Raw genomic sequence first — 19,718 nt, forward strand, 5'->3', positions numbered from 1 at the left:
CCTGGAGGCGGACGATGCCGAAGATCCTGCTCGTGGAAGACAACGAGATGAACAGGGACTCCCTGTCCCGGCTCCTGGCGAGGCGGGGCTTCGAGGTCATCTTCGCCGAGGACGGGGAGGAGGCCGTGACCGTGACCCGGGCCGCCCTGCCCGACCTGGTCCTCATGGACATCAGCCTGCCCAGGCTGGACGGCTACGAGGCCACGCGGCTCCTGCGCGCCTCCGAGAACACCCGGGACATTCCCATCATCGCCCTCACCGCCCACGCCATGACCAGCGACCGGGAGAAGGCCATGGCCGCGGGCTGCACCGACTTCGAGAGCAAGCCCGTGGAGTTCACGCGGCTCCTGGGCAAGATCCAGGCCTACCTGTCCTGACGCTGCACGAGCACCTGGAGGATCCTGCGGCCCTCCATCTTCTGCACCGTGAGGCGGGCGCCTTCCACCTCCAGGACCTCGTGGGGCACGGGAATGCGGCCCAGTCGCGCCATGATGAGCCCGCCCAGGGTGTCGAAGCCGTCCCGTTCGCAGACGAGCCCGGTGCGCTCCTCCAGATCGTCCACGTGCACCTGGCCCGGCACCAGGAACTCGCCCGGCACCACCTCCACGATCTCGGGCTGGAACTCGTGCTCGTCGTGGATCTCCCCGAAGACCTCCTCCAGGAGGTCCTCCAGGCTCACGATGCCCGAGACGCTCCCGAACTCGTCCACCACCACCGCCAGCTGCTGGCGGTTGCGCTGCATCTCGCGCAGGAGGTGGAGAATGTTCTTGCTCTCGGGGACGAAGCAGGGCGGCTTGGCCAGGGTGGCCAGGTCCTCCGGGGCGTCCCGGCCCACCTGCATGAGGTCCTTCAGGATCAGGATGCCCACGATGGTGTCGATGGTGCCGTCGTAGAGGGGCATGCGCGAGTGGCGGCTGTCGCGGAAGGCCGCCCAGGCCTCCTTGAAGGTGGCCGTCACGGGGATGCCCTGGACGAGGGTGCGGGGCGTCATCACCTCGCGCACCACCGTGTCGCCGAATTCCACCACGTTGCGGATGAGCTCCCGGTCCTCGACCTCCAGGATGCCTTCGGCCTCGCCCTCCTCCAGCAGCGCGGTGACGGCCTCCTCGGGCACGTCCTCGTCCTCGTCCAGGCGGGTGCGGTCGTGGTCGGCCCGCTGGCGCTGCACGACCCGGGCCAGGGGGGCCACCAGGGGCGCCAGGAGGCGGTGGGCGGGGCCATACCAGGGGAAGAGCCGCTCCATCCAGACGCCGGGGTCGCTGGCCACCACCAGGGTGGGCAGGGCCAGGTCCATGGCCCAGATGTAGACGAGGATCAGGGCCCCCAGCGTGAAGCCCCCTCCGGGCAGGAGCTCGCGAAGGGGCCAGGCGAGGCCCAGGAGCACCACCAGGAGGGCCTGGTTGAGCAGGGAGATGCCCAGGCCCAGCACGTGGGGATCCACCAGAAGCTGGGCCAACAGGCGGTTGCGGATGGCCTCCCCTTCCAGCATGCGCCGGCGCTGGATGGACGGCAGGGCGTGGAAGGCCTCCAGGAGCCCGGCCATGATGGCCCGGTACAGGAGGACGAGGACGATGAGGGCGACGAGCCAGGGGCCAGGGGCGATACTCGGGGGTTCAGTCACGATGCAATTCTAGCAGGCGTTTCTCATCGGGCGTGAGCTTCCCGTGCAGGCGGGCCTTTTCCCGGATGGCTTCCATGGGGTCGCGGCTGAGCCCGTCGGGCGTGGGGGGCAGGCCCTTCCGGACCCGGGCGGCGTTGAGGAAGGCGTAGGGCTCCGTGGCCAATTCGGGACTCCTGCGGAAGTGGTGGTAGGTGACCCAGCCCCCCGTCAGGAACCAGAACCCCAGGGCCGCCAGGCCCGCGCGCTGGAGCCGCCAGGCCCGCGGGGGATCCTTCCTTACCTTCTGCCAGGCCACGCCCGCCGCCAGGTTCAGGCCAATGATGGCGGCCGTGAGGGCGAGGGTCCCGGTCCAGCCCAACTGGTACCAGCCCCATCCGGTGCGCAGGCGGATGGGATCGGCCAGCAGCAGGCCGAAGATGAGATTCAGGTGCAGGAGGTAGAGCAGCAGGGATTCCCGGGACGCCGCCATGACCACGTTGGCGCCTGGCCACCGGCCCCTCACCGCCTCGAACCACCCCAGGAAGCCCCCCGCCAGACAGATCACCCCCATGCGCTGCGCGACGCTGGGCAGCGTGGTGTTGTGGAGCCGCCCCATCTCCCCTTGGGTCCAGGGCCCGTTCCAAAGCCAGGTCTTCGCCTGCCAGGTGCCCCACACCAGGAGGACCAGGCCCACCGCCGACAACACCCCCAGCCACCGTCCCTCGGTCCAACGGGCCCGGCCCTCCACGGGCAGCACCCGGAAATGCCGGTACAGCGCCCCCAGCACGGACCCGAAGGCCGCGAAGGCGAACCACGGGAACAGCGGGAACAGGGCCGTCACGCCCCGGTCGGTGTTGCCGTTGACGAACCCCCGGATGGGCATCCAGAGTCCGTCGGCCACGCCCGCGCGCCACAGGTGGGGTGCGGCCAGGGTGACGCCCAGCGCCAGGGCCAGGGCCACGGCGGCGTAGGCCATGGGCCGGCGGATCAGCCGCGCCAGCCCCTGGAGGATCAGGAGGGAATAGACGATGCACTGCAGCACGTCGATCTTGAAGAGCTCGCGGTACTTCTGCGGGGTGGCCAGCACCGTCCACTCGGCCAGTGTCAGGCCCGGGGCGTGCAGGAGGTAGGCGCACAGGAGGATGAAGCCCAGGCGCCTGGCGGTGGGCGCGAAGGGCCGGATCGTCCCGTCGGGGCGGAAGGTGGACAGGGCCAGGCTGTAGCCCGCCGCCAGGATGAAGCTGGGCGCCACCAGCCCGTTGAGGTAGTTGAGCCAGTCCGGGATCAGCCCCTGGTGGAGCCAGACGTTCACGCAGTGGACCTCGATCATGACGATCACGGCCCACCCCCGGATGAGGTCGAGCCAGTCGCAGCGCCTTGAAGGGGTCGGATCCGAAAGGGACTGTAGGGACATCCTGAAATGGTGCCCTACTTGCCCCGCCGAGGCTACCAGGGGATCGGCTTGCGGTTCCGGAAGAAGCCTCCGCTGGGCCCGTCCGGAGGCAGCGTGGCGAGCCAGATGGGGGTGTCGGCCCCCTGTTCCGGCACGAGGGGCGCCGCGGCCCCGCCCATGCGCGTGGCCACCCAGCCCGGGCAGCAGGCGTTGATCTTCACGTCGCCCTGGAGGTCATGGCCCAGGGAGAAGGTGAGGGCGTCCAGCGCGGCCTTGGAGACGGCGTAGGCGAAGGGGCCCGTGAGGCCCTCGCCGAAGGAGCCCCAGCCCGAACTGCGGTTCACGATGCGCCCGTAGCCGCGGTCCAGCATCCCCGGAAGGAGTCCCCGGATGAGCGCCAGCGGCCCGAAGACGTGCACCTCGAAGGCCTGGCGCACCGCCTCCGGCGCCACCTGGAGCGCCGTGCCCTCCGGGCACACCCCGGCGTTGTTCACCAGCACGTCCACGGGGCCCAGGGCCGCCAGGGCCCGGGCCACCGAGGCCCCGTCGGCCACGTCCAGGGGCAGGACCGTGGAACCCGGGATCCCGGCCGCGGCGGCCTCGCCCTCCGCGGCCACCCGGCTGCCCAGGACGACCTCCAGCCCCTTCGCCGCCAGGCCCCGGGCCGTGGCCAGGCCGATGCCGCGGTTGGCGCCCGTGACCAGGGCGCGCATCAGCGGGCCTTCCCGTGGCGGACCACCAGCACGTCGCAGGGCGCGTGCTTGACCACCCGCGCCGCGGTGGAGCCGAACAGGAGCCGCTCGATGCCCGAGTGCCCCACCTGGGCCACCACCAGGAGCGAATCCGGATCGGCCATCGCCACCAGCTCCTCGGCGGGGCTGCCCCACTTCACCTCCAGGGCCGCCCCCGGAAGGTCGGCCACCCACTGCCCCAGGTGGTCCGCGGCGTGGGCCTCCATGGACTGCAGCCAGGCCGGATCCGGCAGCGCGATCTGGGCCTCGGGCAACATGGGCGCGGGCGGCTGCAGCACGTGCACCGCCACCAGGGGCGCCCCGAACGTCCGGGCCCACATGGACGCCTTGGCCAGGGCGGCCCGGGAGGCATCCGAGAAATCCACTCCGACGATCACCCGATTGATCATGTGGCATCTCCAGGGGACACCTCCAACATAGTCCCGGCGTCAAGCCCCGGCCAGGGAAGTGCGAACGCCCGGGTCTTGAAATAGATGTTTAAACACGTATACTGATCCCAGGAGGTGCTCCCATGATCCTCAAGCGGCCCGCCAACGAGCGCGGACATTTCAATTTCGGCTGGCTCGACACCCACCACAGCTTTTCCTTCGGCGACTACCAGGACCCCGCCCACGAGCGGTTCCGGGCCCTGCGGGTCCTGAACGAGGACCGGGTGCAGCCCGGCCAGGGCTTCGGCACCCACGGCCACCGGGACATGGAGATCCTCACCTGGGTGCTCTCGGGCGCCCTGGCCCACGAGGACAGCACCGGGGGCCGCCACGCGCTCAGGCCCGGCACCGCCCAGCGCATGACCGCCGGCAGCGGCATCCGGCACAGCGAGTTCAACGCCTCGGACACCGAGCCGGTGCACTTCCTCCAGATCTGGGTGCTGCCCGAGAAGACCGGCCTGGCCCCCGGCTACGAGGAGAAGGCCTTCCCCGTGGAGGCCAGGACGGGCCGCTTCGCCCTCCTGGCCAGCCGGGGCGGCCGGGAGGGGTCCCTGCACTGGAACCAGGACGTGGACCTCTGGACGGCGGTGCTGGAGCCGGGCGCGGTCCTGGAGATGCCGCTCCGCCCGGGGCGGGCGGCCTGGGTGCAGGTGGCCGCGGGCGGCGTGGACCTGGACGGCGTGGACCTGGCGGCCGGGGACGGCGCCGCGGTGACCGGAGCGCCCGGCCTGCGCCTCACGGGGAAGGCGCGGGCGGAGGTGCTGGTGTTCGACCTGGCCTGACGGTCATTTGGGAAGCGCGTCGAGGAGGGACCTCACGGTGGCCCTGCGGGGATCGGCGTTCATGCCCGGGATCCGGAGGAATTCCTCGTAATAGTCCCGGGCCGCGGGCGCGTCGCCGGCCAGCCTTGCCTGGTCTCCTCTGCGCACGAGGCCATCGGCGGCCAGCGGCCGAATCCGGTCCATGACGGCACGGACCACCGGGATCCGGGGCGCGTTGCCGAACTTGACGTACTTCCGGTAGTGCTCCAGGGCCAGGTCCGCGTTGCCCGCCGTCTGCGCCTGGTCGCCGAGGCTGGCCCAGAGGGGCAGGGCCGCCTGGATCGCGTTGGAGAAGTTCCTCCATTCGGGGTGTTTCTCCGCGCCTTCCAGGTATTTCTCGAGCCTTTCGAGGGCCCCCTCCGGATGGGTGGTGATCAGGGCCATGCCCTTCGTGAAATGGATATTGGCGATGGCTTCCAACTGGGACATCGATCCGGCCCCGGAGGTGCCCGTGGTGGGTGCCGTGGCCCCGCCAGCCCTTCGGTTATGGGCGGTCTGGGTGCGCCACGCCGGGTTCGGAAGCGCCTCCTGGTAGGGAAGCAGCGGCGCGGTGACCTGGAGGACGGCGTCTCCGCAGGATAGGGCCAGGTCGTCTTCGGGCGTCACGGCCAGGCCCATCGGCGCCAGGAGGGGCGAGGCGAGGGCCTGGCCCGGCTCCGCTCCCGTCAGGTGGTTGACGCCGGGATGGCCCGCGACGCACTCGAAGGTCCCGCTGGCTTCCCGGCGGACCCAGACGGCCCCGTTGGCGGCATCGGCCAGGAAAAGGTTCCCCCTGGAATCCACGGCAGCGGCCGTGATCTCGGGAAATCCGCCCTCGGTCCGTTCGGCCGTGCCGGGAACGCTGGCGGCCACCCCGGGCCCGAAGGCGAAGGGCGGGCCGTCCATTACCCAGGCGGGGCCCCCGGGCACGACCTCCCGATAGGTTTGGATCATGCAGAGATCCTGGTCGTGATGGGGCAGGACCACATGGACCCGGTTGTCCCAGCCGATGGCCAGGGCCTGCGGCCCGTGGGGCAGGCCGTCGGCAACCGTCTCCATGGCGAAGGCCGGGGTGGGTCCGGTGCCGGTGATCCGGCAGAGGGTGACCCTCCAGGGGCCGCCGCCGGGATGGGTGGCCAGGTAGGCCGCGTAGGCTCCTTGCGCCAGCGGCGCGGGCGCGGTTCCGCGCTTGGGGTCCGGGGGGGGCGCCGCGGGGCTGCTGCAGAACGCCACCATGGCCTGGGCGTCCGGAGGGTCCAGGGGGTTCAGGCGCGCCAGGGCGCCCCGTCCCCGGGCTGCGATGTGGACGCCAGCCCCCCCGCGGACGACGTCAAGGACGTTCAGGACCCGGCCCTGGTCGATCATCTTGATGTGGGAGCCGCCATCTTCCAGGACGAACATCCGGGCCGAACCGTCCATGGCGATCTCGGTGGGGTTCTTGAACCGGGCGTTGGCGAGGGACTCCGGTCCAAACTGGGCCTCCTTCACCTTGGGGTTTCCGGCGAAGGTGCCCACCGCTCCGGATGGAACGGTGTCCATCCCGCGGAGGGCCACCCGGCGGATGCAGTTGTTCCCGGTGTCCACCACGAAGGCGTCGCCAGTGGACTGTTCCACCGCGATGCCCCTGGGTCCCAGGAACCGGGCCTCGTGCCCCTTGAGGTGGTCGGCCCAGGGCTTTTCCGGTGTCGGGGTCCAGGGCGCGCCCAGGGAGGTGACGCCGCCGGGAAGGCCCAGGTGGACCTGGCGGATCACGTGCTCGTCCTGGTCGGCCACCCAGAAGGTTCCCGGGGCGACCCCCGCGGCAAGCTGGGAGGGACGGCTGAACCGGGCCTTCAGGGGCTCAGGTGCATCCTGGAAGCCCGCGCTCACGCGTCCCGCGGCGAGGGCGCCGGCCACGGTCGTGACCTGGCCGGCGGTGACGGTCCCGGCCCCGTCGGCGACGATGGCGACGGTGCGAAGGCAATGGTTGCCGCGGTCCGCGACGAGGAGCTCGCCGTTGGCCACCAGCAGGGCGGCGGGGCTCCGGAACATGGCCCCGGCCGCGAGGCTGCCGCCGGGGCCGTCCCCGAAGCCGGACTTGACCTGGCCGGCGAAGGGCTTCAGCGTCCACGCCGCATTGACGGGGTCGTCCCGGTCCGAGGCGAGCACCTGGATCACCCCGTTCTGTAATGGGGAAGGTTCCTTGGCCGTGAGGTCCCACTGGGGGCTCTTCTCCGTGGCGACGAAGACGAACCATCGGTATGTGTTCGTGGGATGCGGAAGCAGAATCCGCGCAGCCGCGATCGCGATCGGACGCCACAGCCTCGGGGTGTGGGGGGCGGTTTTATTAAAAATCGGGTGCGTGTACGTGACGCTCTCGGGGGTCAGGAGCCGCGTCCGCCGGTTGGCGATGTCCAGCACCCGGACACCGTGCTCCAGGTCCGCCACGAAGGCGAAGCCTCCGGCCTCCGCGATGCCCGTGAGCGTGCCGAAGCGGGCGCCGGCGAAGGGAGTGACGGGCTCGGGCGGGAGCCCGGGGTGGGTCACGCTCGGGGCCAAAGGGGGGGCCGTTGCGGGGGCGGCGACGCCCGGGGTGCCCGCGAGCGTGACGGGAGGCGCGCTCCCGTCCAGAGGCATCGTCTTGACGGTATGGGTGCCGTTGTCGCAGATGAGCAGCTCCGTGCCCGCCACGGCCATGGGCCCGGGGTTGGCGAGGCGGTCGGGGCGGGCCCCGTGGTCCGGCAGCCGGTACGACCCGGCGAAACGTTCCACCGTCCCCCCAACGGTGGCGATGCGGCGCAGGGTGGCGTCCGGGCCTTCGGAGATGATCACGTCTCCGCCATGGGCGACGAGGCCCTTCACGTTGCGCCACCGTCCTTCCCGGGGGGGGTGGCCCGACTGGGAATCCCCATATTCCGGGGCGGGATGGGCCATCCCGGGATTCCCCGCCACCACCTCCAGGGACCGCCTGGCCAGAGACAGCCTGGCCGAGAGGTCCGGGAGTCCGTCCCGGTCCTTGAGGGTGAGGGTGAAGGCCTGTCGGCGGGTGACCGGCACATCCGCGCCGGTGGCGCCGGCTGCGAGGGGGATGGCGGGGTCCGGATCCGAGGAGACGGCGGCCCCCCGGGGCTTGACGAGGAGGTTGCGGGTGAGGGAGATCCCCTGGGGAATGCCCGTGAAGGTCCAGGAAAGGTGGGTGAGGTCCTGGTCATGGGGCAGCGGGTTCACCGAGGCGGTCAGGGTCAGGGAGCCCAGGGCCACGAAGGGCACCACGGTGTAGGTCACGAGGTTCGACACGGCCGTGTCGAGCTCGGACCCGGAATGGCCGTCCAGGGACGTCACCTTCACGGAGAAGGTGTAGGTGCCTGGCGCGGGGACGGTCCCGGAGATCACGCCGGAGCCGGGATCCAGGCCCAGGCCGGGAGGAAGGGGCGTGAGTGCCGTGTAGCGGTAACCGGCGGCATGATCGGGATCCGGGTTGGTGACCCCGCGAACCTGTTCGATGGCCAGGCGGTCGTCGAAGTGGAAGTCGGGGTAGTGGAGGGCCATCGCCGGGCCGGGGTTCACCTGGTACACCAGGTCGGTGGATGCGGTGCGGTCCCAGTTGCGGACGGCGACCTGGAAGGCGTACCTCCCCGCGGCCCGCGGAACCCCGCCGATGGAGCCGGTCCCGGGATCGAAGTGGAGCCCCGGGGGCAGGTCACCCACCAGGCTGTAGGCCAGGCCGAAGTGCGCCGCCACGTTGGTGACGGTGGGAGCCTGGGGGTCGAGCTGCTGCCGGGTGGCGCAGACGACGGGCCCGGGCGCGCCGTACGAGATGCCCAGGACGGTGTCATCGGAGATGGCGTAGGTGACCGGATCGGATTCGGCCCGGTTGCCGGCGCCGTCCACGATGGCGACGTAGAAGTTGGCGAACTGCACCTGGTCCGGGACGCCCGAGATTTCGCCGGTGGCGCCGTTCCACGCGAGTCCGCCGGGGATGGCGCCCAGAAGCTCGAACCGCGCGATGGGCAGCACGGCGTTGGTCACCACCGGGGCCTGGACGGGGACCGGGGCATTCTTCCGGAAGGTCATCGAGGGGTACGCGATGCGCAGCCGGAGCGGGGTGCCGCCTCCCGCGGTCGTTCCGGCTCCCGGCGTCGTCCCGGGGGCCGGGTCCGTTCCGGTGCCCGTTGTCGTCCCGCCGCCCGGCGCCATTCCGGTGCCGGCGGGCGCGCCGCCGCCGAGCGGAGGGGTCCCGCCTCCGGAGGGGCCGGCCGGGGCGGAGACCTGGCCCGTGAAGGTGGCGGTGGCGGATCGGTCGCCAAGGGGGTTGGTGGCCACGCAGGTCAGCACGAAAGGCCCCTGGGCGGCCCCCGACGTGAAGGCCACGGCGGCCCCGGTGGCCTGGGAAAGGGTTCCCTCCGGCGCCAGGGTCCAGGTGTAGGTCTCCCCGGGACGGCCTCCGTTGAGCACCCCCGCCACCTGGGTGGTGGCGGGCGCCACGGTGGCCGGGGCCAGGATGACGGGCTCGGCGATGGGCTGCACGACGCTGCAGGTGGCGGCGGAGGCGCTGGCGGTCCCGGTGACCGGGTTCCGGGCGGTGCAGGTGAGGAGGACGTGGTCCTGGGTGGGCGTGAACGCGACCTGCGCCCCATCCGCCGTGGCCAGATCGGCGCCCTGGGCGGTCCAGGCGTAGGTCTGGCCCGCGACGGGGTCGATGACTTCGGCCGCCTGGGGACCTGAGCCGGCCCGCACCAGGGCGGGGACCCGAAGCATGGGCGGTTCAAGGGCGTAGGGCACGGCGGTGACGACCAGGAGGGTGGGCGCCGATACGTCGCCGGCCAGGTTTGCGGCCTGGCACCGCAGGGTGAAGGGTCCGGGCTTGGCCACGGTGAAGGTGACCATGCGCCCTGCGGCCGTGGCCTGGTTCCCCGTGAAGCGGCCCTGGGCCGGGTCCAGTTCCCAGCGGTAGGTGATTCCCGCCTGGGGTTCGGTGACGAAGGCGCCCTGGGGCGCGCCGGCCACGGTGGTCTCGCCGGCCCGGATCACGGGCGGATCCGGCGGTTCCAGGACCAGCAGGCCCGTGGTGGTGGCGTGGGGGCCGTCCTCGCAGGTGACCAGCAGGTGGCTGGCGTCGCCCGCGGTGACGGTCACCTCCGGTCCGCTTCCCGAGGCGGTGCCGTTCTTGACGGTCCAGCGGTACGAGGCCCCCGGACGGGGCGAGCCGACCCGCACCCGGCAGGTCTTCCCCCGCGTCACGAAGGGCTTGTCGACGATGAGGACCGGATCGGCGCCGGAGCCCGTCTCGACCTTCCCTTGGAACGTGAACTGGCGCTCGAGCCGGGCTGAGGCCGAACCGGGCGTGTCGGCGGGTTCCCCGGCCACCCCTTGGGCCTTCACGGAAAGGCCGTAGGTGGAGATCCGGTCCTTGGGCCGGAAGAGCACCACGTGGGTGTGGGGCCTGGCCCCGGTCCCCATGAACTCGACATCTTCGGAATGCCACTCCACCTTGGCGTTGGCGCGGTTGAAGACGGCCACGTGGAGGTTGCCCGCGCGAACCACCCGGGGGGCGCTGATGTCCGGCAGGGCATTCGTGGCGGGGACCACCTCCACCGCCAGCTTCCGGGTCGCGGTCTGGCCCAGGGGGTTGGTGACCACAAGGGTGTAGGTGGTGTTGCCGTCCGGCGTGAAGCCGACGGGGGTTCCGCTGGTCACGGCCACGGAGCCCGGCAGGATCCGGCCCTGCCCTCCCGTGAACTCGGCGGTGAGGGTAACGGTCTCACCGGCGCGCAGCCGCGGCGGGTGCGCCTTGAAGGCCACCACCTCCGCCTTGGGGTGAACCTTGATTTCGGCAACGTCCTTGGCCCGGGAAGCGACTTTCGACTGGGCCAGGACATGGTAGACGCCGGCCAGGGGGGGCGCCAGGAAGCGCCCGTCCGGCGACACCTCCCCGCCCCCGGGTTCCATCACCGCCCAGTAGACGCCCTGCTCGACCGTGCCCGACACCACCGCCCCGAAGCGCACCTCCTCCCCGGCCGTGATCTCCGCGTTGCGCGGTTCGATGGTGACCCCCACCGTTTCCGGCGCCTGTTTCCTGCTGCCGTCACCCTGGCAGGCCGGGGCCAGGAGGAGGCCCAGGGCCACGGGCAAGGTCCGCAAGGCAGAGGCGGGGAGGATGGGCAGCCTGGGCATGGGGATTCCGTAGCAGGGGATTTGCATGAATTAAATATTCATACAGGCCTTCCCTACCACATGCGCCCGGACGGCACCTGGGTTCCCGGCCGCCCGGATCCGGATCCTGCGGATCACGTACCGGGAGGCTCAATCGGGGTCAGTCCGTATCCCCGGGCCGGATCCTCAGCACCCGCTCCAGCTTCCACACGCCCGCGCCCAGCCGCCCGACGGCGCGGGCCAGGGCCTCCCGGCTGCAGCCCAGGGCCGTGGCCCACGCGTCCACCGGCACGTCGCCGCCCTCGGGGTTGGCCTGGATCCACTCGGTCCAGAGGTCCCCCAGGGCGCCGGGGTCGGGTTCGGCCTTGTCCCGCCAGTTGCGCTCCTGGGGGCGGATGGGCCGGTAGAAGGCCGTGCCGCGCAGGGCCACGGGGAGGAAGGCCTGGGCATGGTCGTAGTCGGTGTGGGAATAGAAGTAGCCCTCGCCCTTGCCGGCGGAGCGGCTGGTGGCGGTGTGGGCGTCGCCGATGGCGTCGGGGACCGGCAGGTCCGGGGCGGCCATGGCGGCGTCGATGGCCAGGACGGTGGCGTTGCTCTTGGGGGCGTTGGCCACGTAGAGGACGGCCTGGGCCACGGGGATGCGGGCCTCGGGCCAGCCGATCTGCTCGGCAGCTCGGCTTGCCGCCTCGGCGATGACGAAGGCCATGGGGTCGGCGTTGCCCACGTCCTCGGCCGCGCACACCAGGAGGCGCCGGCAGATGAAGCGGGGGTCCTCCCCGCCGCGGATCATGCGGGACAGGTAGTAGAGCGCCGCGTCGGGGTCGGAGCCCCGCAGGCTCTTCTGGAAAGCGCTGGCCAGGTCGTAGTGCCCGTCGGCGCGGTCGTACATGATGCGGCCGCCCAGGGCTTCCCGCAGGCCTTCAAGGTCGGCCCCGGGCAGGTTCAGCCAGGTCTCCAGGCCCGCCAGGGCCGAGCGCAGGTCGCCGCCGGCCCAGCCGGAAAGCCATTCCAGCACCTGGGCGGGGGGTTCCTCCCCCTCCCGCTCCAGGGCCCAGGCCCGGGCCAGGACGCGGCGGATGTCGGCGGGTTCGATGGGCTTCAGGGGCAGCAGCTGGCAGCGGCTGCGCAGGGCGGGGTTCAGGTAGAAGGCGGGGTTCTCGGTGGTGGCCCCGACCAGGATGGCGTCGCCCCGCTCCAGGCTGGGCAGGAGGATGTCCTGCTGGGCCCGGTTGTAGCGGTGGATCTCGTCCAGGAAGAGCACGGGGGGGACGGTGCGGAACAGGGGCTGCTCCCGGTGCTCGTTGAGGAACTTCTTGAGTTCGGCCGCCGAGCCCGAGGCCCCGGAGAACTCCAGGAAGGGGTGGCCCGTGGCCTGCGCCAGGAGCCGGGCCAGGGTGGTCTTCCCGGTGCCGGGGGGACCCCAGAGGACCAGCGAGGGCAGCCGCCCCCCGGCGGTGAGCCGCGTCAGGGCCCCCCGGGGGCCCAGGAGGTGGCCCTGCCCCACGACGTCCTCGAGGGCGTGGGGCCGCATGCGCTCAGCTAGGGGGACGTGGTTGCCGTTCATCGCTTCCAGATTATCCCATGGGGCCTCGAATGGCCCTGGCCTGATCCGGCAAGGCAGGGGACGATAGGGGATGGTTGAAAACGAGACCCCCGGCGACGCCTGCAGCATCCATTCCTCCCCCGAGCCCCGGAACCGCCTCCTGGCGTGGCTCGTGCGGAACCGGGTGCCGCTGCTGTTCGCCCTGGCCCTGCTGCTGGTCCTGCCCATGCGGGACCTGTGGAGCCCGGACGAGCCGGATTTCGCCCAGTGCGTGCGGGAGATGCGGGAGCGGGGCACCTGGCTGCTGCCCTACCTCAACGGCGTGCCCTATTCCGAAAAGCCGATCCTCTTCTACTGGCTCATGAAGGCCTCGGTGATCGTCGGCGAGGCCGTCACCGGAGGACAGGGCTTCACGTTCGGCGTTTCGGCCTGGGCGCTGCGCCTGCCGCCGGTCCTGGCCTCCATCCTCTTCATGTTCGGGTTCCGCAGGTGGACGGCGCGCTTCCTGCAGGCCGACATGGGGGACCTGGCGGCCCTGATCCTGGCCTCGACGCCCATCTGGCTCTGGCAGTCCCAGCTGATCCAGATCGACATGGTCTTCGCCGCCCTCCTGGCGTGGAGCTGGCTGGCCTGGATCGGGGGCTACCTGCTCATCCGCGACCAGGCCAACCCGCGTTACCCCTACGAGGAGCGGGTGTGGTTCCTGGGGGCCTACGCCTGCATGTCCCTGGCCTTCCTGGCCAAGGGGCCCCTGGCGCTGGTGCTCTCCGGGGCGCTGCTCCTGGCCTTCCTGGCCTGGGAACGGGACTTCGGCGCCCTGCGGCGGACGCTGCCGGGCTGGGGCCTCCTGCTCATGGCCACGATCATCGCGCCCTGGTACGTGGCGGCGGGGATCAAGGGCGGCCCGGCCTACGCCTACCAGATGATCGTCCACCAGAATTTCGAACGAGCCCTGAAGGCCTGGGACCACATCCAGCCCGTGTGGCGCTACGTGCAGTACCTGGCCGGGGACTTCTTCCCCTGGAGCCTGCTGCTGCCGGCCCTGGGCCTCTTCCTCCGGGGCACCGGGGCCCGGCGCAGCCCCCTGGCGCGGTTCCTGATCCTGGCGGTGGTGGTGCCCTTCGTGCTCCTCAGCTGCTCCCAGAGCAAGCAGGGCAAGTACCTCCTCATGATCTACCCCTTCCTGGCGCTGCTGCTGGCCGCGCTCCTGCAGCCGCTGTCGGTGGAGGCCGTCGGGCCCACCCGCCTGCGCCGCCTGGGGGGCATCCTGGCCGGGGCCCTGGCCGTGCTGGGCCTGGTCCTGGGTTCCCTGGCCTTCCTGAACGCCGGGGGCCCGAAGCTCCAGGCCGAGCTCCTCCCCTACCTGGGACCCCTGCGCGCGTGCGCCGCCATCTTCCTCCTGGGCGCCCTGTCCCTCCTGGGCCGGATGATGGCGGGACAGGGCCGCCACGTGGTGCGGGACACCGCGGCGACGATCCTCCTGGCCTTCCTGGTGGTGGGCACCTGGGGCTTCCGGCTCCTGGACGCCCGCAAGGGCTACCGGGTGTGGACCGCGTCGGTCCAGCCCCTCATTCAGGGCCGCCGGGTCTTCTTCTGGCAGACGATCCGCAGCGGCGCCATGGTCTACACCACCCACCGCATGCCCGAACTCCACACGGCCCGCGAACTGGAAGGCCTGGGCCCCGAGGACCGCCTCGTGGCCATGCGCAGGGAGTGGGACATGAACGACTGGGGCCTGGACCGGAACCGCTTCGAGATCCTGCTGAACGTGCCCGTCGGCGGCGGGGAGGCCCTCCTCATCCGCCGGAAAACCGGAAAGGAAACCCAGTGAGCCCCTACGTCAAGGCCCTCCCCCTCATCCTCGTCGGCGTGCTCCTCAACGCCTTCGCCCAGATCGCCATGAAGAAGGGCCTCCAGGCCGTGGGCGGCATGACCTGGGACCTCCCGTCCCTTTTCAGACTGGGACTCAATCCCTGGACCCTCACCTGCCTGGGCTGCTACGCCCTGAGCGTGGTGCTCTGGGCGGGCGCCCTCAACCTGGTGGAGGTGAACTACGCCTACCCCTTCCTGGCCCTGGGTTTCCTGGTCAACGCCCTCCTGAGCCAGGCCGTGCTGGGCGAGAGCATCCCGCCCCTGCGCTGGGGCGCCCTGTCCCTGATCATCCTGGGCGTCGCCCTCCAGGCGTTCACCGGCGTGGCGAAACATTCCTGAAACACCCGGGTCTCCGCTAGGATCTCCTTGTCATGGAACCCGCAGGAAGCCCCCCAGCCCTTCCCATCGACTGGCCCTTGCCGGGCCACGACCCCAAGGACATCCACATCCTGGTGGTGGATGACCAGGAAATCGTGCGTCTGGCCTTGCTGCGCACCTTGCGCAAGCACGGCTTCACCTGCTCCGAGGCCTCCGACGCCTTCATGACCCTCGACCGGCTTGAGAAGGAGAAGATCGACCTGGTGCTCTCGGACATCCGCATGCCGGGCATGGACGGCCTCGCGCTGGTGAAGGCGGTGGCCCACCGGATCCCCGAGATCGCCGTGGTGATGGTCAGTTCCATGGACAACACCGAGATGGCCATGGAGTGCCTGCGGTACGGGGCCTACGGCTACGTGCTCAAGCCGTTCAAGACCAACGACATCCTCATCGCCGTGGCCGCCGCGCTGCGCCGGCGCATGCTGGAACTGGACTACCGGGACCGGGAAGCCATCCTGGCCCGGCGCGTGCAGGAGCAGACCCTGGAGATCCGGGCCTCCCGGGACGAGGTGGCCCTGCGCCTCATTTCGGCCTCCGAGCACCGGGACAACGAGACCGGAGCCCACGTGCGGCGCATCGGGCTCTTCGCCGCGGAGATGGGGCGCCTGCTCGGGTGGGACGAGGAGCGCGTCGAGACCGTGCAGGCCGCGGCGCCCATGCACGACATCGGCAAGATCGGAATCCCCGACCGGGTGCTCCAGAAGGACGGACGCCTCACGGAGGAGGAGTGGATCATCATGAAGACCCACACCGCCATGGGCGCCGCCATCCTCAAGGATTCCACCGTCCCCTTCATCCAGATGGGGGCGCGCATCGCCGCGTGCCACCACGAGAAGTGGGACGGCTCCGGCTACCCCCTCGGCCTCGCGGGCGAGCAGATCCCCATCGAGGCGCGCATCACCTGCCTGGTGGACATCTACGACGCCCTCACCCACCGCCGCGTCTACAAGATGCCCTGGACCGAACCCGACGTCCTCGCCTACATCCGGGACAACAGCGGCAAGCTCTTCGACCCCGCCCTGACCCGCGTGTTCTTCGACAACCTCCCGCGGTTCCAGGAGATCATGCGGCAGCATCCGGACACCTTCGCCGAGCCCGAGCTGCCCTGACGCAGATCAGCCGCCCGCCACGTGCGCGGCCAGGGCGAGGCAGGCGGTTAGCCCCGGCGATTCGATCCCCAGGAGGTTCACCAGCCCCGGCACCCCGTGCGCGTCGGCGCGCTGGATGAGGAAGTCCCGGGCCTCGGGGTCGCCGGGGCCCTGGAGCTTGGGGCGGATGCCGGCGTAGGCGGGCTGGAGGGCCCCGTCGGGAAGGGCCGGCCAGTACCGGCGGATCTCCCCGTAGAAGGCGTCGGCGCGGACGGGGTCCACGGCGTAGTCCTCCTCCTCCACCCACTCCACGTCCGGGCCGAAGCGGGCCTGGCCCCCCAGGTCCAGGGTCAGGTGCACGCCCAGGCCCGCGGCCTCGGGCACGGGGTAAACGAGGCGGGAGAAGGGCGCGGGCCCGGCGATGGCGAAGTAGCTGCCCTTGGCCAGGGACAGCGGTGGAAGGGCCTCCGGGCGCACGCCCCGGATGCCCTGGGCCACCTTCCGGGCGCCGAGACCCGCGCAGTTGTAAACCTCCGAAGCCAGGACGGCCATGGGCTCGGGCCCGCCGACGTCCAGCAGCACACCTCCGGGAGCGGCGGCGCCCCCCAGTACCGGGCTGCGGGGCACCAGACTGGCGCCGTGGTTCTCGGCATCTCCGAGAAGGGCCTTCATGAGGCCGTGGCTGTCCACGATGCCGGTGGCAGGGGACGCCAACGCCGCCAGGCAGGTCAACCCGGGTTCCGCGGCCATGGCCTCGGCGCCGGTGACCAGGCGCAGGCCGGACACCCCGTTGGCGAGGCCGCGCGCCAGGACCTGCTCCAGGGTCTCCACCTGGCCGGCCCGGGTGGCCACGATGAACTTGCCGCAGCGCCGGTGGTCCACGCCATGGGCCGCGCAGAAGGCGTACAGCGCGGGGTTGCCCTCGACACAGAGGCGGGCCTTGAGGGTGCCGGTGGCGTAGTGCATGCCGCCGTGCACCACCTCGCTGTTGCGCGAGCTGATGCCCATGCCGAAGCGATCCTCCCGCTCCAGGACCACCACCTCCCGGCCCCGCAAAGCCAGCTCCCGCGCCAGGGCCAGGCCCACGACGCCCGCGCCGATCACCACGCATTCGATGTGTTCAGTCATGGGAACCTTGCCGGGCATGTGGGAGACAGAGGATGCCCTGATTCTATATGGCATCGGCCGACGCTTTAAGGGAGGCCGGGGATATCGGCAGGAGCCCGTCGTTCCGTAGGCCGGAAGAAAAGGCTTGTCGCCGAGGCGCCGAAGTCGCCGAGGTTCGCCGAGGAAAAGAAAGAAAATCTTTTTCGGCGATCCTCGGCGTCTTCGGCGCCTCGGCGATAATCTTTTTCCCACAGGCTTCGAACAGAATGGATTCTGCAGGACCAAAGACCCTATAGCGCCTTTGGTCGCGTCAGGACAGATTGCTACCTGTTTTTCAGGCGGCCTCGCCGCCCGGAGCGGGTTCCTGGATACGGTTGTTCCACGCCCTTCGACTTCCCATCCCCCTCGAGGCCCTCCCTTGGACGTCATCTCCCACCGCCAGCTTGACCGTGACGCGCCCGCCGACGTGGCGGCCCTGCAGGCCCTGCACGCAGGGGCGCCCGGGTACAGCCGCATCGCCCACGGGCGGGACCCCGACGGCTCCGAGGCGGAGGAGACCTTCACGTCACTCCCGCCGGGCATGGCGCTGGCCGACAAATGCGTGCTGGGGTTCTTCCTGGAGGGCGCGCTGGTGGGCGCCGCGGAGCTGCTGCGCGGGTATCCGGCGCCGGGGTGCGTCCACATCGGCCTGCTGCTTTTCGCCGAGACCCACCAGGGGCGGGGCCTGGGAAGGCATGCCCTGGGCGTCGTGCAGGCCCTGGCCCTGGCGTGGGGCTGCCCCGCGCTGGGCCTGGCGGTGCTCGAAGGGAACCCCCGCGCCCTCGCGTTCTGGCGAAGGGAGGGCTTCACGGAGGTCCGCAGGAAGAAGGTCCCGGGGTTCCTGGGGGAGGCCATCGTCATGGCCCGGAGGCCCGGATGACGCGGTAGGATTGAGCCATGCGGCGCGTCTGGATCTGGCTTCTTCCCCTGGCCCTGGCCATCAACACCTTCTGGCTCAGCGGCCAGAGCTCCCTGCCCGTCTCCCTGGGCCACCCCCTGGACTGGTGCGCCCACGCCCTCGAGTTCGCGGCGCTGGCCTTCTCCCTGGAGGTGGCGGCCCGCCACACCTGGCGGAGCGTCCCCACCTACCGGCGCCACCTGGCCATCTTCCTGGCGGCCTCGGCCTACGGCCTGTCGGACGAGATCCACCAGCTCTTCGTGCCGGGACGGGACGTCTCGGTCCTGGACTGGGCGGCCGATTCCGCCGGCACGGTGCTGGGCCTGGGCGTCTCGTGCCTGCCCCTCCTGTGGCGCCGCTGGATGGCTTCCCTGGGCTGGGTCCGGGGCGAGCCGCGCCGGCCCGACCCCCGCGTGCCCCTGATCCTGGTGGCCGACCCCCACTGGGGCGAGGAGCTCACCGGCCTGCGGGAGGCCGCCGCCGCCCATCCGGAGGCCGACTGGCTCTTCCTGGGCGACATCTTCGACGTGTGGGTGGGCATCCCGGGCATGGAATCCCCCCAGCAGGAGGCCTTCCTGGCCTGGGTGGACGAGCGGCGCCGGCAGGGCCGCTGGGTGGGGCTCTGGCTGGGCAACCGGGAGTATTTCCTGGACGGGCTTTCCGGGCGTTTCGACCTCATGGGCGAGGGCATCGGCGGCGGCCTGCCCGGGGAGGCGCTGGCCTGGGAACACGGGGACCTCATCAACGCCGCCGACGGGCGGTACCGCCTCTGGAACCTCCTCTCCCGCAGCGGCGTCATGTGGCTGGTGGCCCGGGCACTGCCCCGTTCCGCGGCCCGGTCCCTGGCCGCCCGCCTCGAACGGGCCATGCGCACCACGAACCGCGCCTACAAGCTGGCCTTCCCCCGGGAGGCCTTCCGGGCCGCGGCAGCCGCCCACCCCACCCAAACCTTCATCACCGGGCACTTCCACACCCACGAGGTGGAGGGCAACGGCACCGCCCTGCCCTGGGCGCATGATGGTAATTTCATGATCTGGGATCAGGGAAACCTTAAACCTCTGACTCCCAAGGCGCATCTATAGTCCAGTCCGGAGGTCCCCATGAACCTGAAAAGCGCCCTGTTCCCCCTGACCCTGGCCGTCCTGGCCGGGTGCACCCCCTACTCGATCCGGTACGACTACGACTCCCACGCCTCCTACGCCTCCTACAAGACCTGGGACTGGTACGCCGCCAGCAAGAAGGCCCAGGGCAAGTCCGACGGGGTGAAAAACCCCATCATGGACCGCCGGGTGCGCGCCGCCGTGGAGCGGGAACTGGCGGCCAAGGGCCTGAAGGTGGAGCGCTCGGCCGAACCGGACGTGCTGGTCACCTACTACCCGGCCTACCGCCAGGGCACGGTGTACACCACCACGACCGTGGGCTCCCACTTCGGCTACTGGCGACCCTGGGGCTACGGCGTGGGCACCCAGTTCACCGAGGCCCGGAGCTACCGGGAGGGCAGCATCATCCTGGAGATCGTGGACAACAAGACCAACCAGCTCATCTGGCAGGCCGTGGCCGAGGGCGCCCTCACGGGCCTCACGGACCCCGAGGATGCCGAGCAGCAGGTGTCCCAGGCGGTGGCCACCATGCTTTCCCGCTTCCCTCCCCCCCGGAAATGAAGCTTCGGGTAGGATAGGTGTCCAGGA

General features: G+C 71.1%; 15 protein-coding genes. 8 read left to right on the forward strand and 7 right to left on the reverse strand.

Going from position 1 to position 19,718, the window contains the following annotated elements; genetic code table 11:
• Positions 1 to 14 precede the first annotated feature (14 nt).
• Complete coding sequence (locus ACZ5LB_RS09205; RefSeq protein WP_464605897.1) at positions 15 to 377, forward strand: response regulator; 363 nt, start codon at positions 15 to 17, stop codon at positions 375 to 377.
• Here the strand turns inward: ACZ5LB_RS09205 and ACZ5LB_RS09210 are convergent.
• From ACZ5LB_RS09210 to ACZ5LB_RS09225, 4 genes are read right to left on the reverse strand one after another with little or no spacing between them, the layout of a single operon-like run.
• Positions 365 to 1,621 (reverse strand): hemolysin family protein, encoded by a 1,257-nt coding sequence (locus ACZ5LB_RS09210; protein ID WP_464605898.1) that lies wholly within the window; start codon positions 1,619 to 1,621, stop codon positions 365 to 367. The two genes, ACZ5LB_RS09205 and ACZ5LB_RS09210, sit on opposite strands and share 13 nt — an antisense overlap.
• Entirely contained in the window at positions 1,614 to 3,014 is a 1,401-nt protein-coding gene (locus ACZ5LB_RS09215) for a heparan-alpha-glucosaminide N-acetyltransferase domain-containing protein (RefSeq protein ID WP_464605899.1), read from the reverse strand. The genes ACZ5LB_RS09210 and ACZ5LB_RS09215 overlap by 8 nt, the downstream gene beginning before the upstream one ends.
• A gap of 32 nt (positions 3,015 to 3,046) precedes the next feature.
• Positions 3,047 to 3,706 carry an SDR family NAD(P)-dependent oxidoreductase gene (locus ACZ5LB_RS09220; protein WP_464605900.1) on the reverse strand — a complete coding sequence of 220 codons (660 nt, stop codon included), beginning with the start codon at positions 3,704 to 3,706 and terminating at the stop codon, positions 3,047 to 3,049.
• Positions 3,706 to 4,134: a universal stress protein gene (locus ACZ5LB_RS09225; RefSeq protein WP_464605901.1), complete on the reverse strand. Its 429-nt coding sequence runs from the start codon at positions 4,132 to 4,134 to the stop codon at positions 3,706 to 3,708. Before ACZ5LB_RS09225 ends, ACZ5LB_RS09220 begins: the two co-directional genes overlap by 1 nt.
• Before the next feature lie 122 nt (positions 4,135 to 4,256).
• Here ACZ5LB_RS09225 and ACZ5LB_RS09230 point away from each other — a divergent pair, with 122 nt between their 5' ends.
• Positions 4,257 to 4,955: a pirin family protein gene (locus ACZ5LB_RS09230; protein ID WP_464605902.1), complete on the forward strand. Its 699-nt coding sequence runs from the start codon at positions 4,257 to 4,259 to the stop codon at positions 4,953 to 4,955.
• Positions 4,956 to 4,958: 3 nt separating this feature from the next.
• On the opposite strand, the gene ACZ5LB_RS09235 is transcribed toward ACZ5LB_RS09230, so the two are convergent.
• The gene (locus ACZ5LB_RS09235) at positions 4,959 to 11,126 is read right to left on the reverse strand and encodes a putative Ig domain-containing protein (RefSeq protein ID WP_464605903.1); all 6,168 of its coding nucleotides are present in this window, start codon (positions 11,124 to 11,126) and stop codon (positions 4,959 to 4,961) included.
• Positions 11,127 to 11,265: 139 nt separating this feature from the next.
• Entirely contained in the window at positions 11,266 to 12,669 is a 1,404-nt protein-coding gene (locus tag ACZ5LB_RS09240; RefSeq protein WP_464605904.1) for a replication-associated recombination protein A, read from the reverse strand.
• A gap of 70 nt (positions 12,670 to 12,739) precedes the next feature.
• Here ACZ5LB_RS09240 and ACZ5LB_RS09245 point away from each other — a divergent pair, with 70 nt between their 5' ends.
• From ACZ5LB_RS09245 to ACZ5LB_RS09255, 3 genes are read left to right on the forward strand one after another with little or no spacing between them, the layout of a single operon-like run.
• Positions 12,740 to 14,479, forward strand: a complete 1,740-nt coding sequence (locus ACZ5LB_RS09245) for an ArnT family glycosyltransferase (RefSeq protein ID WP_464605905.1) — start codon at positions 12,740 to 12,742, stop codon at positions 14,477 to 14,479.
• Positions 14,476 to 14,859: a DMT family transporter gene (locus ACZ5LB_RS09250; protein ID WP_464605906.1), complete on the forward strand. Its 384-nt coding sequence runs from the start codon at positions 14,476 to 14,478 to the stop codon at positions 14,857 to 14,859. The genes ACZ5LB_RS09245 and ACZ5LB_RS09250 overlap by 4 nt, the downstream gene beginning before the upstream one ends.
• Positions 14,860 to 14,891: 32 nt before the next feature.
• Positions 14,892 to 16,007 carry an HD domain-containing phosphohydrolase gene (locus ACZ5LB_RS09255; protein WP_464605907.1) on the forward strand — a complete coding sequence of 372 codons (1,116 nt, stop codon included), beginning with the start codon at positions 14,892 to 14,894 and terminating at the stop codon, positions 16,005 to 16,007.
• Between the two features lie 6 nt (positions 16,008 to 16,013).
• On the opposite strand, the gene ACZ5LB_RS09260 is transcribed toward ACZ5LB_RS09255, so the two are convergent.
• On the reverse strand, positions 16,014 to 17,114 hold the full coding sequence (locus ACZ5LB_RS09260) for an NAD(P)/FAD-dependent oxidoreductase (protein ID WP_464605908.1): 1,101 nt from the start codon (positions 17,112 to 17,114) through the stop codon (positions 16,014 to 16,016).
• 397 nt (positions 17,115 to 17,511) lie between these two features.
• On the opposite strand from ACZ5LB_RS09260, the gene ACZ5LB_RS09265 reads away from it, so the two are divergent.
• Genes ACZ5LB_RS09265 through ACZ5LB_RS09275 form a run of 3 tightly spaced genes read left to right on the forward strand, consistent with a single transcriptional unit; the run spans position 17,512 to position 19,691 of the window.
• Positions 17,512 to 18,012, forward strand: a complete 501-nt coding sequence (locus ACZ5LB_RS09265; protein WP_464605909.1) for an N-acetyltransferase family protein — start codon at positions 17,512 to 17,514, stop codon at positions 18,010 to 18,012.
• A 17-nt stretch (positions 18,013 to 18,029) separates the two neighbouring features.
• Positions 18,030 to 19,112, forward strand: a complete 1,083-nt coding sequence (locus ACZ5LB_RS09270; protein WP_464605910.1) for a VanZ family protein — start codon at positions 18,030 to 18,032, stop codon at positions 19,110 to 19,112.
• A gap of 18 nt (positions 19,113 to 19,130) precedes the next feature.
• The gene (locus ACZ5LB_RS09275) at positions 19,131 to 19,691 is read left to right on the forward strand and encodes a DUF4136 domain-containing protein (RefSeq protein ID WP_464605911.1); all 561 of its coding nucleotides are present in this window, start codon (positions 19,131 to 19,133) and stop codon (positions 19,689 to 19,691) included.
• Positions 19,692 to 19,718 lie beyond the last annotated feature (27 nt).

This window comes from Mesoterricola sp. MK458, assembly GCF_055384935.1.